This window comes from Flavobacterium sp. C3NV (assembly GCF_046825355.2).
Taxonomy (GTDB): Bacteria; Bacteroidota; Bacteroidia; order Flavobacteriales; family Flavobacteriaceae; genus Flavobacterium.
Genome location: NZ_JBKQBJ020000022.1, coordinates 15,835 through 30,584, shown reverse-complemented (window position 1 = coordinate 30,584; position 14,750 = coordinate 15,835). Strand labels below are relative to the sequence as shown.

Genomic DNA, 14,750 nt, shown 5'->3' with positions numbered 1-14,750 from the left:
TCGTTATTTAATAATTAGTTTTCTTGTTTTAATGGCGTAATCGTAACAGGGCCTAATAATCCCGAAGGCATAGGTTCCCATTTTGTGGCATCGAATTTTTTATAATCTTTATCGACCATATTGATTTCATAAAAAATCTTCCATTCTTCGCCTTTTAGTTCTTTATCCCTGATCCTGTTGGCAGAGAGATTCGTAACCTGAATCTTCAAAGTGTTTTTTCCGGATTTTAGTTTCTTAATATTCAATTGATAAGGAACAGACCAGGCTGTACCAATAAATTCATCATTGATCCAGACCTTGGCACTTTCGCGAACATCTCCCAAATTGAGACTCCATTGATCTGCTTTAGAATTAGGTTTGTCAAATTCTAAAGTATAAGTCGCAGTTCCGGAGAAAGCTGCTGCCTGAGGACTTAATTTGGTCCAGGATGCTAAAGAAGATACTGTTGCATTTGCAGGAAGCTCCGGACCGCCTTTGTCAAAAGCTATTTTCCAGTTTCCTTTTAAAGAGATAGCATCAGCAGTAGGCTCATAATAGTGCCATTTTTTTTGTGATGCCGTATTTTCTGTTTTTAAAAAGTACGATTGTCCCGGTTCTATTTTAAGTTTAACCAATGTATTATTGGCATTTTTCGTAACAACAGCATTGCCATATGCACGGGTTAACGGATCGAAAATGACAACTTCTTTATTCCCAATTTGAAGCGGGATAAAGGTATCTATCGTTTTTGGGGTATGATTGACCAAATAATAAATTTTTTCCCCATCAATATCTCTTCGGGTATATTTTAAACCTGTATCTACAAGTGATTCAGGATACAGTTTTATATTTTCTAAAGCCTTAAAAAGATCTGATGCAGGCTCTACCAATGCTGCATTTGCTGTTAAAATATTTTGGAGCTCTTTTTCCTGTTTTTTATAATCATTAAATCCCGGAACCGATTCAGGTAATCCTTCAAAGATTATAGCTCCGCCGGCTTTTTTGAGTTCAATTAGTTTTTGCAGAGTAGCAAGTGGCATTTTTTTACAAGACGGAATAATCAGCGATTTAAAACTGCCGCCGGGTAAAACAATTTTGCCATTAACCACTTTTGCATCTGCTATAAAATTATCAGAGATAAAATCTACGCCATATCCTTTTTTCATTAAACTTTTGGTAGTGTCATAAAACGAGGTATCGTACAGCCATTCTGATAAAGAATGTATTTTGAACTGAAAGAATAAAGTACCTTTTTGATATTTGTCCCATGTATCAAAAATAGGCCAGTACAAAAGGATTTTGTTATCAGATTTCCCCTGTTGCAAAAGCGACTGACAGTTTGAGATATAAGAGAAAAGGGCAGGAGCATCTTCCCAAATGTTATTATTGGCATTAAAATTTACAGAAGCATAAAATTGCCATCCCGGCCATGCAGCTCTGGTTGGCGAATACGTCGATCCATGAAGAAAAACATGATTGACTCCGTTGAGCATTAAATCTTCGACCTCAGGTTTACATTGCGATAATGCTGTTTTAAAATGTTCTCTCAGCCAGGTAAAAGTCTCTGATGAAACTAAATTTTTGCCTGCTATATGAGCCGCTGATGACGAAAACTTTAACATTACCGGATCAGCATCGCCTTCGCGAATATCCTCTTTCTCACGTCTGAAACCCGGAATATCAAAGGGCATCGAGCCAAAAGTTTCGCATTCCGGAATATCTGCGGAAGCGTATAAATCGATAAGGTTTCCGGGAGATCCGTGCGCCTGAAGTTTGGTTTTAAAGTTTTTAGAATGCGCCCATTTGGTCCATGATTTGTCAAATTTATTCAATAACAAATCACTAATCGTTTGCCTGTAATCACTTCTTATTCGGTTAGCTTGTTCATTATCTGTTTCATTCAGTAAAAGAGGTAATTCTTTTTTAAGATCATAACCACGAAGGGCTTTAAATTCTTCGAAAAAATTGGGTGTAAAATCAGTTCCGTATACCTCAAAACTATCATTAAAAATGGCTCTTATTTTTCCTTCACGACCTTTAAAAGCGGTATTAAAAGGAACCACGTAAGCATTCAGAGCTTCCTCAGAATAATGGTCTAAAGTATAGCCTTTTCCTCCCGGAGCAGCTCTTTTTACCTCTTGTCCCGTTTTTCCGCTAAAAACAGCATAAATAGTATAATCAGTTTTAGTGGCTTTCCAGTTTAGTTTATTAGGTTCTGCCTGATTCGGCAAGGCAACAGGATTGCCTTCGATACCTTTATCTTTAGTAGTAACTTTATTCTTTTTTAACTGATCGGTTAAGTTGATGTAAGTACCGTCGCTGGCGTAGGCTACAACATATAAAAGTTCTGCTGGTATTTTTTCTTTACTGTTGCTAAGGGTAATATTTTTATCGAAAGTTTCATTCTTTTTAAGCGGATATTTCTCTACAATGAGCTTTGAGGCAGCATAAGGCAATGTTACATGCGAGCCTCCATAAGGCCAGCCAGTTCCTAATACCATATCAACCTGCATATTAAGACTATCGGCAATATGAATCGTATAATCTAACATCTCCATCCATTTTGGAGATAGATAATCGATAAAGTTATTTTCTTCGCCTTTTACACCATAGATTGGCGTAATCTCAACACCGCCAATTCCGGCTTTATAAAAGTCAACAAGGCTCTTTTTCAGGTTGGGTTTATCAACGGCGCTTCCCATCCACCACCAACGCGTCCAGGGCTGATTTATATTGGTAGATTTTGGCCAGGGAGAACTCGGGCTTTCTTGCGCAAAAGTACTAAGAGCGCAGGAAAAGAATAAGGTAATAAAGAGGCTGGATTTGGTTAGTTTCATTATTTACTCAAAAAGTTTTAGTGGTTACTAAATTAATCACTTCACATCATTAAAAAATTATGCAGGACAATTTTTTAGTAGCAGTAATGAAGTAAAAGTATTAGTAACGTATTAAAAGGCTATCCTGTAGCATCCTGTTTTTGGTAATTATATTAAAAAACAGAATGTTTAATCAATGTAGTTACTTATTTTATAATTCTCTGTTTTTTGTAAAAATAAATATGAAATGATAAAAAATGGTTTAATTAAAATTTTAATATGATATTTATTAATCTTTCATTTTTTTTAAGGATTGTAAATCAATCAGTTGTGAGATTTTTGTCTTAAAATAAATATAAAAACAGTATAATGTGTTGAAATCTAACAGGATACTACAGGATGCCACGCAAACAAGTTCTGGATAAATTTGAAAAACTATTAAACTAACCAAAATTTAACTTTTATGAAAAATAAGCTTAATCTTTTGCTGATTATAGCCTTCTTTGCTTTATTGCACGGATCGGTTTATGGGCAAGAAAAAACGGTTACAGGAACAGTTACTGATCCGTCCAAACTCTCCATTCCGGGAGTTAACGTAATCGTGAAGGGAACCAATAGAGGAGCGAGTACTGATTTTGACGGGAAGTTCAGCATAAAAGCATCCGAGGGAGAAACTTTGGTTTTTTCTTTCGTAGGATTTTTAAAGAAAGAACTAAAAATTGGAGCTTCAACTACTTATAATGTTTCTTTAGATGCAGAGAGTTCAAACTTAAATGAAGTCGTAGTTATTGGGTACGGAACCCAAAAGAAAAAATTAACTACAGGAGCTATTTCAGGAATTAAAACTGAAAACTTTACCGAAAGACCTATTTCGAGAATCGATCAGGGTTTAATTGGGCAGGTAGCCGGTGTGCGTGTAAAACAAACAACAGGTTTGCCAGGTCAGCCTTTTAGTATCGAAATCAGGGGATCAGGATCGATTACAGCGGGAAATGAACCGTTGTATGTTGTAGATGGATTTCCTATTTATACCGAAGGATCAAATAGCAACGGAGGATTTTCAAGCGGAAGCCCTTTAGACAACATGAACCCAAATGATGTAGAATCGATAGAAGTATTAAAAGATGCTGCGGCAGCTTCTATTTACGGATCAAGAGCCTCAAACGGAGTTGTATTGATTACCACTAAAAAAGGAAAAAAAGGCAAAACAAAATTTACGTTTAATATGTATGGCGGTGTAAACAAAGAAGCCAACAGGGTAGATATGTTATCAGCTCAGGGATGGATCGACAGGGCAAAAACCATGATCGATTCGCAATGGGTAGGATCAGGAATTACAGGGGCTTCTGCGAGCCAGAACAATGCCGAAAGAATTGCAGCTTATAATGCGAAAAATCCAACAGCACCTCTTAATACAGCCAATACAAGATATTATACTTATTTGTATGATGACAGATGGGATATGCCGGGACATCCTGGATTAGATTATATCGACTGGCAGGATAAAGTTTTCCGTACAGGAGAATTCAATAACTATCAATTATCAGCTTCGGGAGCTACAGATGTGGTGAATTATTATGTGTCTGCCAATTATCAAAAAAATACAGGATATATTGTTGGTACAGATTACACCTTATTTTCAGCAAGAGCTAATGTTGATTTTAAATTATCAGAAAACTTTAAAACAGGAATAAACATTGCGCCTTCATATTCGATCAAAAATGATCCGGGTGTAGAAGGAAAAGACAATACTTTATTTAAAGCTCTTACAGCAACACCGGTTTTTGAAAGTGTCTCTAATGCAGCAGGAGAAAAATATACCACAAGATATGCCTGGGGTAGCAGCACCACAAATATGCTAAATGCATTGGCCAGAACTGGAAAAAACTCGATGTACAGAACTTTGATTTCTACCTATGCAAGTTATCAGTTTGCAAAAGGATTTACCTGGAAAACGACATTGAATTTTGATAACTCAGACAATACAACAGAGAGTTATACTCCAAATGATGTTCAGGCAAGTATTAGAGGAGCTTATAACACGTACAGAAGACAAAATTTAGTAAATGAAAATACTTTGAACTGGGATAAATCATTCGGAAATCATAATTTCAATGTGCTTTTAGGACAGTCTTTCAGTTCCTATGAAATCATGAGATCAAACTTATCTTCGGGAGCATTATATAACAGTTCAACTGTAGAAACATTGCCAACAGGATCACTAGGATCTACAAATGCAGAAAAAAGTACCTTACTATCTTATTTCGCAAGGCTGCAATACAATTACAAAGAAAAATATATTTTATCTGCAAGTGTAAGACGTGATGGTTCTTCAAAATTTGGATCAGACAGAAAATGGGGAGTTTTCCCTTCGGTTTCCTTAGCATGGAGAGTAAAACAGGAAGCGTTTATGCAAAATATCGACTGGCTTAGTGATTTAAAACTAAGAGCAAGCGGTGGACTTAACGGAAGTAATAACATTGGCAGTTACGCTTCTTATGCAACATTGGCTACGTATAATTATTCTATTGGCGGAGCAGCTGCAATAGGGCAAGGTGCATCATCAATAGCAAATCCTGACTTGCACTGGGAAGAATCAAGAAGTGTCGATTTTGGATTGGATTTCGGAATTCTTAAAAACAGGGTTTCAGGAACATTTGAAGTATACAGAAAAAACAACAGCGAATTATTATTAAGAGTGCCTATCGTTGGGGCTACAGGATTTACAAGTTATTTGACGAATGTAGGTGAAGTACAAAATCAGGGTTGGGAATTTGAATTGAGTTCATTAAACGTAAAGACACCTAATTTTGAATGGAGAACATCAGCGAATTTAAGTCACAACGAAAACAAAGTTTTGGCGCTTGGACCTGGCCAGAGTAAAATTGAAATTAGTAATGCCTATGATGGTGGAGTTCCTTTTGTAAAATTAGAAGTTGGAAAACCAATGTATACTATTTTTGGATTACAGCAAAACGGAGTAGTGAGTCAGGCAGATATTGATGCAGGAGGAACTACAATTGGAGGTAACAAATTAGTTTTGGGAGATCCAAGATATATTGATCAGAATGGAGACAAGAAAATCAATGCAGATGACCGTGTAGATTTGGGTAATCCAACTCCAAAATATACCTGGGGAATCACAAATACTTTCAAGTATAAAGATATCGATGTAAACATTTTGGTTCAGGGACAAAACGGAGGAACAGTTTACGGATTAACCGGAAGAGCGATTGACCGTACCGGAATGGGATCAGTTGAAAATTCATTAAATGTAGATCCTTCTGTAAGAGGAAACTGGAGAACATCTTTTGGATATCAGGCCAATTCAGACTGGTTGTACAAATCAGATTATGTGAGTGTTAGAAATATCACCATTGGATATAACCTGAGACAAGCCATAAAAGGTTTAAGCCGAATCGATAATATGAGATTGTACGTAACAGGAGAAAACTGGTTCTACTGGAACAAATATAAAGTAGGTTTTAATCCTGAAGCGGTAAATACGTCAGGAAGTTCAAACAGCGATTTTTCTGTACCGGTAGATTATGGAGGAGCTCCTTTGGCAAAATCTTTAGTGATAGGACTTAACATTAATTTTAATTAAAATAAAATGAAAAAATATATTTATTTACTAACAGTAGTATTGGCAATGACATCCTGTACAGATGAATTGGATCAATTGCCATTATCTCAGGGAACAATTGAGAATTTCTATGCTACACCAGGCGATTTTGTTCAGGCGAGAAACGCAACGTATTCTGTAGCTTTTCACGGAATGGGAACGTACGGTTATGCCAACAGGGTTTTGAATTTAAGCGAAGTAAGATCAGATAATTTGCTGGCAACCACTCAGGCTTCAAGAGATTGGGAAGGAATTAATAGTTTTTATACCTCGATAAGTTCGAACACTTACGTGAAAGAAGCCTATTTGAGTAATTATAATGCTATTAATAAAGCCAATCAGTTATTAGAAAAAATAGCCGAAAAAGGAGATCAGATTTTTACCGATCCGGCTGAGAAAGCTTCTATGATTGCCGAAACTCGTTTTCTTAGAGCATTCTGTTATTTTGATTTAGTAAGATGGTTTGGAAGAGTTCCGTTAATGGAAAAAACAATGACCGCTACCGAAGCTGCAAAAATACCAAGAACGCCGGTGGTAGATGTTTATAAACTGATCATTTCAGATCTTGAACAAGCTATTCCTAATCTTGCTCCCTCATACGACGCTGCAAATTTTGGTCGCGTTACGAAATATGGAGCAAAGGCATTATTAGGTTTAGTGTACATGACACGCTCAAGCCCAACATACAGCATTGATGGTGCTACATTAGGATTGAACGAATGGGACAAAGCGTATCAGCAATTAAATGATATTAAGTTAAGTGGTTTATATGCGTTTAATACAGATTACGAACCCATTTTTAAAGTAGAAGGAATTACCAATAAAGAAAATGTATTAACGATTGCTTATACTCAAAGTTTACCGCTTGCCGTAGGAGGTAATTTTATGGTAGAGTTAGGTTACGAGCCTTATTTTGCCTCATTAAATTTATCAGCGCAGGGAGCTCTTGAAGCAAAACCAATTTCGACTGGCTTTTTGAACTTATTTGAAGCAACAGACAAAAGAAAAATTTATGGTATAGCAACCAGTTATACCGTTGCGACAGGAACCTATAAAGGAAGTTATACATTACCTGTTTTCAAAAAATATATTGATGCCGCGAGATACGGAAACGGTCGTGAAGACTGGGGTGTAGATTTTATGGTAACACGTTATACAGATGTATTGATGCTAATGGCCGAGTGTACGCTTCACGGCGGAGGTGGATCGCAGGCAGAAGTAGATGAGATTGTAAATAAAATAAGAACAAGAGCAGGTGTTGCAGCAAATGCATCTAATATTACGCTGGATGAATTGTTTACAGAAAGAAGAAAAGAATTCTTCTCAGAAGGAACAAGATGGTTCGACCTTATTAGATCAGGAAAAGCAGTAACTACAATGAACGCCTGGAAAGCGGCAGAAGATACCGAAGGAAAAATTAGAACAATCGACAACAACTCATTGTTATACCCAATTCCGTTATCAGAAATCTTAGCAGTTCCTGGTCTTTATACTCAAAATCCGGGTTACGATTAAGAAATATTTGCTCCCAATTTTTTTTATTTTTTTTAAAGGAGTTGTCTTTTTTTTAGACAGCTTCTTTTTTTATTTTTAATTTAAAAATAAACAGGAAAGCACAGGATAGATTCACCGTTTAACTGTTTTAAATTTAAAGTTTTAGTATTTAAAAATATTCCAATGATATACTTCAAAAGACTTCTCTTAATTCTACTGATTTTTAGTGTAAAATACTCCGTATGGGCACAGGTTAAATTGCCCGCTTTAGTCGCTGATAATATGGTATTGCAGCAAAACGCAAAAGTTAATTTGTGGGGATGGGCAGCTCCAAACGAAAAAATAACCATTCATTTAGGATGGAATAATCTTCCCGTCGAAATATTGGCTGATGCCAATGGAAACTGGAAAACAGCAGTAAACACACCAAACGGAAGTGACAAAGCCTACGACATTACCATCAATGCATCAAATAATATCTCTTTAAGAAATATTTTAATCGGCGAGGTTTGGCTTTGTTCAGGTCAATCGAATATGTTTTTTCCTGTGGGAAGAGAAGATAAAACCTGGAAAACCGGAGTTAAAAATTACGAAGAAGAAGTAAAAAACGCTTCTTCCCCTAATATCAGATTGTTTACCGTTGCCGTAAATGCGACACAAACACCACTTGAAGATGTTACCGGAAGCTGGAAAGTGTGTACGCCTGAAAGTATTCAGACATTTTCTGCCGTAGCCTATTTCTTTGGCAGGGATTTATATCAAAAACTAAATGTACCCATCGGATTAATCTCGACTTCATGGGGCGGAACAAAAGCAGAAGCCTGGACCGCGCAAAGCGTTTTAGAACAAGATGTTGCCTTTTTGCCCATTTTGCAGGAAGATGCAAAAAACGAAAAAGTATATCAGGAAAAACTTGAAACCTATTATTTAAGTCTTACTAACGAACGAATTGCGGCTGCTCAAAACGCTGAGAAAGGACAATTGAAAAAGCCTAAAAAAGAAGCCAACAAAACCTCGTATGTATTGTACAATGCAATGCTTCATCCTCTGGTAAATTATACGATAAAAGGTGCTATTTGGTATCAGGGCGAAAGCAATTCAGGAAAAGCCTATTTGTACCGGTCTTTATTTCCTGCCATGGTAAAAAGCTGGAGAGAAGAATGGAAACAGGGAGATTTCCCTTTTTATTATGTACAAATTACACCTCACAAAGGACAAAATGCCGAAATACGTGAAGCACAATTAATGTCCTTAAAAACAATCCCAAACAGCGGAATGGTTGTGACAACAGATGTTGGAGATGCCAATAACATTCACCCAATAGACAAGCAAACCGTGGGTTACAGACTCGCTTTAATTGCCCGCGCTAAAACCTATGGAGAAAATAAATTGGTCTATTCAGGGCCAATTTTTAACCAAATGAAAATTAAAAAACAAAAAGCAAAATTGTTTTTCGATTATGCAGAATCGGGTCTAAAACAAAATGGAGACCATCTAAAAGAATTCGAAATAGCAGGAAACGATCAGGTTTTTTATCCGGCAGATGCCAAAATTGAAGGCAAAACAATTGTAGTTTCTTCTTCAAAAGTAAAAGAACCCGTTGCTGTTCGTTTTGCATGGAAAGCCATTCCGGAGCCTAATTTATTTAATAAAGAAAATTTACCCGCGTCACCTTTTAGAACAGATGATTGGGAAATTAAAACAGATAAAAAATAGGTTTAGTGCTTTGAAGCTTTGTCAAAGTTTTAAACTTTGACAAAGTTTGTATAGTATGCCATTTTGAGAACCGCATCAACATTACTGAGATTAACAAAGTTACCATAAAGTTTGTCATTCCGAGGAACGAGGAATCTCCGTTAGTAGTTCGGCAAAGATTGTTAACTTACTTTATCGAGTTTCTTGCGAAGATCCCTCGTTCCTCGGGAAGACAAAAATGTGTTTACCAAAAGAGTAGCAAATCTTAAATTCAAAAAAAAATGAATAGAAGACAATTTATAATCGGAAATTCTCTCGCTGCTATAGCGATGTGTCTTCCATTTTCGGCGAAAGCCATTACTTTATGGGATGATCCAAAGCTTTCTGATTTCGAAAAAAGACTTCGACCAGTTGGACGCGCATTAGAATTCGAAGATTATTATGTTTGGTGCAACAGTCCTATAGAAGGTCCGGATGGTAAAATTCATGTGTTTTTTTCCAGATGGCCCAAAGCAAAAGGAATGAGCGGATGGATTAACAGTTCTGAGATTGCCCATGCAGTTGCCAACAATCCTGAAGGACCATATGAATATGTAAGTACAATTTTAGCACCGAGAGGCGAAGGTTTTTGGGATGCCACAACCTGTCATAATCCAAGTATTCATTTTGTAGACGGAAAATATGCGCTCTTTTTCATGGGAAATTCCAACGGAAAAATGAATACCAAACGTATTGGTTTAGCCACTTCCGATTCTCTTTTTGGACCCTGGCAAAGACCTGATGAACCATTATTGCTTCCGGGAAAAGAAGGCGAATGGGATGATCTTTTAACCACAAATCCTTCGTTTTTAAAACATCCAAACGGTGAATATTGGCTGTATTATAAATCATTGGATACAGAAAATTACGAACATCCAAAATTTCCCGTAAAAGGCAACAGAAAATACGGACTGGCAATTGCCAAATCGCTTCACGGACCTTATAAAAAATACGAAAACAATCCGGTAATTGATTTCTCTAAACTGGGAGATAATAAACAATGCGAAGATGCTTTTGTATGGTATGAAAATAACAAATTCAAAATGCTGGCAAGAGATATGGGCGTTTTTGGGATCGATTACGGATTGTACATGGATTCTGATGACGGGAAGAATTGGAGTGATCCTCAAATTGCCTATCAGCCCTTAAACAAATATATCAATCAGCCTGAAGCGCCCAAACATTTGAATCGGTATGGTCGGGTAGAACGTCCGCAGTTATTGTTCCAAAACGGGAAAGCGACTTATTTATTTACCGCTTCGCAAGGAGGAAAATATGAAACGGCTTCGGCATTTATTTTTAAAATAGTTTAAAAGGTGCTGAGGTACAGAGGAACAAAGTGGCAAAGGTAAAAGTGGTAAAGCTATTTGAATTGAAACAAGTGAAACACCTTTTTGAGACATTGCAAAAACCTATGCATCTAAGTGTTTAAAAAATTACGCCCAACAAAAAAAACAAAAATCATTAGAAAAAATGGAAAATAATACAACAGTGAGAAATGCCTTTACAATGAAATTAAAACCAGGTTTTGAAGCCGAATATAAATTACGCCACGATACAATCTGGCCGGAATTACAAACCTTACTTTCAGAAAGCGGAATTCAGGATTATAGTATTTTTTTAGACGAAACAACCTTAACACTTTTTGCAGTTCAGAAAATCAGTAAAGATTTTGATACGACTTTTTTACCTAATCATCCCATTGTAAAAAAATGGTGGAGTTATATGGGGGATATAATGGAAACCAATGCAGATAATTCGCCGAAAACTATTATGTTAAAAGAGGTTTTTCATTTGGATTAAATGATTAAATTGTCCCTCAAATAAAAATAAAAAAGAATGAAAAATACTATAAAATTTTACGCGCCTATTGCATTATCAGTATTGATTTTTGCGAACTGTAATGCACAGAAAAAATCAAACGGAAATACCATTGTTTTAAAAAACACTTCTAATATAGAGGTGCCTCAAAAGGCAATTTCGATAAAAAGAAACCAACTTTCCCTAAATAACCCAACAGGAACTTATCCTATTTTAATATATAAAAACGATACAATTCCGGCACAGGTTAATGATTTGGATGGAGACGGAAAATGGGATGAATTATTTATCGTTACTGATTTTTCGCCAAAAGAAGTAAAAACGGCAACTTTAAACTGGTCAGATACAGATCCTAAATTTCCAATAAAAACAAGTGCAAGATTCGGAAAGAGAGAAGCCAAGAACCTGCCTGTTCATCCCGCAACCGATGAAGTGTTGATGGCCAATCAGGTACATAAAAAATTAGGTTACCAAAAATATCAAACCGACGGCCCAAGCTGGGAAAATGACAAAGTAGGTTTCAGGCATTATCTGGACGGAAGAAATTCAAAAGATGTTTTTGGAAAAAAAATACCTGCCATTACACCAGAAGATGTTGGTATAAACAGTAAAGGAGCTGTTGAAGACAATTATCACGTGATGTACGATTGGGGAAGAGATATTTTTCCTGTCGGAAATTCAGCCGGACTTGGAGGTTTTGCTTTATTAATCGATAATAAAATCAACAGACTAGGAATTATTGGTAGCGATACCATAAATAATATCGAAAAAACAACATTCAAAATAGTAAGCGAAGGTCCGGTAAATTCAGTTTTGAGCTATAACTATCAAAATTGGGAAGCTTCAGGAAATAAATATCAGGCACAGGAAACTACATCGATTTGGCCTGGAATGTACGGTTATAAAAACACTATTTCGGTTAATGGCTTAAAAGGAAAAGAAACACTTGTAATTGCATATTCGAATTTAAACAATCAAAACCCTTTGCAGGTAATTAATGCCGGAGATTTTGTATGTTTCATAATGCATGATAAACTGACCTACGAACGCCAATGGATTTTGGGAACTGCTGTAATTGTACCAAAAGCATTATATAAAGGCTACATCGAAGCACCAAAAACAGGAAAACTAACAGATTCTTATTTGATAAAACTTTCTGCAAAAAACAATCAGCAAGTGAGTTATTACCCAATAGCCGGCTGGGAATTAAGCGCAGACAGTAATTTTAAAGATTCAGCATATTTTACCAATTACGTCACGACTTTGGCCAAACAATTATCGGCTAAAATTAAAGTTGAGGTGAAGTAAACGCCAAGTTTGTCATTCTGACGCAGGAAGGATCACACAAGAAACTCGACAAAGAATGACCGTTCAGTTTGTCATCCCGAAGAAAGAGAATCACGCAAGAAACTCGACAAAGAATAAGCGTTCAGTATGTCATCCTGACGGAGGAAGGATCACACTCGAAACTCGACAAAGAATGACCATTCAGTTTGTCATCCCAAGGAACGAGACTCGAGCAATAGCAAGCAAATAAAGTAGATCACACTCGAAACTCGACAAAGACTAAACGTCCAGTTTGTCATCCCGAGGAACGAGGGATCTCCGCAAGAAACTCGACAAAGTAAATCGCTAATCTTTGCGGAATTTCTTGTGTGATCCTTCCTCTGTCAGGATGACAAGATTGCGGAGAACTTTGTCAAAGTTTTAAACTTTGACAAAGTTGAATAACGACACAATTAGACGAAAATATTATTATGAAAACTAATGCCCTAGCCCCGATAGAAGTGGAAATCCTTTTGTGTTCGCCGGGGCGGACAGAAAAGATTGGAACGAATAGCGGGATTAGCTCCTAAAAAAATAACTAACTAACACTAACACATAACCAAAATGAAAAATATTTTTAAAATTTTAATCTGCATCATAGGATTTTCACAGACATCCTTTGCGCAGAATTATGCCAATGATACATTTCCGGATGGAAGCGAAATCACCAATTGGTTTAAGGATTATTCTAAAATTCAGTTGAAAGACCTGGGCAAAAAATACACCATTACAGATTTTGGAGTAGGAAAGGACAGTACCAAAATTCAAACCGTTGCCATTCAGAAGGTAATTGATAAAGCCGCGGCAAATGGAGGTGGAGTTATTATAATACCAAAAGGAGTTTATTTAAGCGGTGCTTTATTTTTTAAACCTAAAACTAGATTATACGTTTCAGAAGGCGGAGTTTTGAAAGGTTCTGATAATATCGCCGATTTCCCAATAATGCCATCGAGAATGGAAGGGCAAAATTTGGATTATTTCCCTGCTTTGGTCAATGCATACGGAGTCGATAATTTTTCTATTTCGGGAAAAGGAACCATTAATGGAAACGGAAAAAAGTATTGGGATGCTTTTTGGGCGCGACGCAAAGAGAATCCAAAATGCACCAATCTTGAAGTTTCAAGACCGCGATTGGTTTTTATATGGAACTCTAATAACGTGCAGCTTCAGGATGTAAGACTAATAAATTCCGGTTTCTGGACGAATCATTTTTATAAATGTAATAATGTAAAACTGCTTGATCTTTATATTTTTTCGCCTCACATCACCTCAAAAGCGCCAAGTACAGATGCGATCGATATTGATATTTGCACTAACTTTTTGGTAAAAGGCTGTTACCTTTCGGTTAATGATGATGCAATTGCTTTAAAAGGAGGGAAAGGACCTTACGCAGATCAGGATAAAAACAATGGACCCAATGCCAATATCATCATCGAAGATTGCAATTTTGGATTCTGTCATTCGGCACTAACAAACGGAAGCGAATCTATTCATAACAAAAACGTAATTATGCGTAATTGTAAAATAGACGGCGCTTCGAGATTATTATGGCTAAAAATGAGACCTGACACACCACAGCGATATGAATACATAAGAGTAGAAGATATCAAGGGAGAAGCCAAAACCTGTCTGGCTGTGTTTGCCTGGAAACAATTTTTTGATTTAAAAGGACGTCCTGATGTTCCGTTGTCTTACGGAGACCATGTTACTTTAAAAAATATCGATCTTAAGTGTGATACTTTTTACGGAGTAGAAAATGATCCAAATGTTCGTTTATCCAATTTTACATTTGAGAATTTAAATATTCAGGCAACGAAAACCGACATTGATAAAAGCATAATAAATGGGGTGAATTTTAAAAATGTTTACGTGAATAAACAGTTAGTTGAGTAATATTTCCTCAAATTCTCATCTTTTTCCAGGTTGTTTATTGCCTAAAAGTTAAAATTTGAGAC

The 14,750-nt window shown here is 36.4% G+C and carries 8 protein-coding genes; 7 read left to right on the top strand and 1 reads right to left on the bottom strand.

Annotated features, from left to right (window positions below; all coding sequences use genetic code 11):
* Positions 1-14 precede the first annotated feature (14 nt).
* On the bottom strand, positions 15-2,816 hold the full coding sequence (locus ACIDC4_RS23040; protein ID WP_412043566.1) for a glycosyl hydrolase: 2,802 nt from the start codon (positions 2,814-2,816) through the stop codon (positions 15-17).
* Positions 2,817-3,258: 442 nt separating this feature from the next.
* Between ACIDC4_RS23040 and ACIDC4_RS23035 the strand changes: the two genes are divergently transcribed.
* From ACIDC4_RS23035 to ACIDC4_RS23005, 7 genes are all read left to right on the top strand, one after another.
* Entirely contained in the window at positions 3,259-6,402 is a 3,144-nt protein-coding gene (locus tag ACIDC4_RS23035; RefSeq protein WP_412043567.1) for a SusC/RagA family TonB-linked outer membrane protein, read from the top strand.
* A 6-nt stretch (positions 6,403-6,408) separates the two neighbouring features.
* Positions 6,409-7,935 carry a RagB/SusD family nutrient uptake outer membrane protein gene (locus tag ACIDC4_RS23030; protein ID WP_412043568.1) on the top strand — a complete coding sequence of 509 codons (1,527 nt, stop codon included), beginning with the start codon at positions 6,409-6,411 and terminating at the stop codon, positions 7,933-7,935.
* A 162-nt stretch (positions 7,936-8,097) separates the two neighbouring features.
* The gene (locus tag ACIDC4_RS23025) at positions 8,098-9,630 is read left to right on the top strand and encodes a sialate O-acetylesterase (RefSeq protein WP_412043569.1); all 1,533 of its coding nucleotides are present in this window, start codon (positions 8,098-8,100) and stop codon (positions 9,628-9,630) included.
* A 260-nt stretch (positions 9,631-9,890) separates the two neighbouring features.
* Positions 9,891-10,961 carry a glycoside hydrolase family protein gene (locus ACIDC4_RS23020; RefSeq protein ID WP_412043570.1) on the top strand — a complete coding sequence of 357 codons (1,071 nt, stop codon included), beginning with the start codon at positions 9,891-9,893 and terminating at the stop codon, positions 10,959-10,961.
* Positions 10,962-11,121: 160 nt separating this feature from the next.
* Complete coding sequence (gene rhaM / locus ACIDC4_RS23015; protein WP_121320836.1) at positions 11,122-11,451, top strand: L-rhamnose mutarotase; 330 nt, start codon at positions 11,122-11,124, stop codon at positions 11,449-11,451.
* 36 nt (positions 11,452-11,487) lie between these two features.
* Positions 11,488-12,777, top strand: coding sequence for a DUF4861 domain-containing protein (locus ACIDC4_RS23010; RefSeq protein ID WP_412043571.1), 1,290 nt, complete (start codon positions 11,488-11,490; stop codon positions 12,775-12,777).
* 582 nt (positions 12,778-13,359) lie between these two features.
* Positions 13,360-14,688: a rhamnogalacturonidase gene (locus ACIDC4_RS23005; RefSeq protein WP_412043572.1), complete on the top strand. Its 1,329-nt coding sequence runs from the start codon at positions 13,360-13,362 to the stop codon at positions 14,686-14,688.
* Positions 14,689-14,750: the final 62 nt, after the last annotated feature.

Excerpts from the sequence above, each read along its gene's own strand:
- ACIDC4_RS23040 (WP_412043566.1), bottom strand. The coding sequence starts at position 2,816 with ATGAAACTAACCAAATCCAGCCTCTTTATTACCTTATTCTTTTCCTGC.
- ACIDC4_RS23035 (WP_412043567.1), top strand. The coding sequence starts at position 3,259 with ATGAAAAATAAGCTTAATCTTTTGCTGATTATAGCCTTCTTTGCTTTA.
- ACIDC4_RS23030 (WP_412043568.1), top strand. The coding sequence starts at position 6,409 with ATGAAAAAATATATTTATTTACTAACAGTAGTATTGGCAATGACATCC.
- ACIDC4_RS23025 (WP_412043569.1), top strand. The coding sequence starts at position 8,098 with ATGATATACTTCAAAAGACTTCTCTTAATTCTACTGATTTTTAGTGTA.
- ACIDC4_RS23020 (WP_412043570.1), top strand. The coding sequence starts at position 9,891 with ATGAATAGAAGACAATTTATAATCGGAAATTCTCTCGCTGCTATAGCG.
- rhaM (WP_121320836.1), top strand. The coding sequence starts at position 11,122 with ATGGAAAATAATACAACAGTGAGAAATGCCTTTACAATGAAATTAAAA.
- ACIDC4_RS23010 (WP_412043571.1), top strand. The coding sequence starts at position 11,488 with ATGAAAAATACTATAAAATTTTACGCGCCTATTGCATTATCAGTATTG.
- ACIDC4_RS23005 (WP_412043572.1), top strand. The coding sequence starts at position 13,360 with ATGAAAAATATTTTTAAAATTTTAATCTGCATCATAGGATTTTCACAG.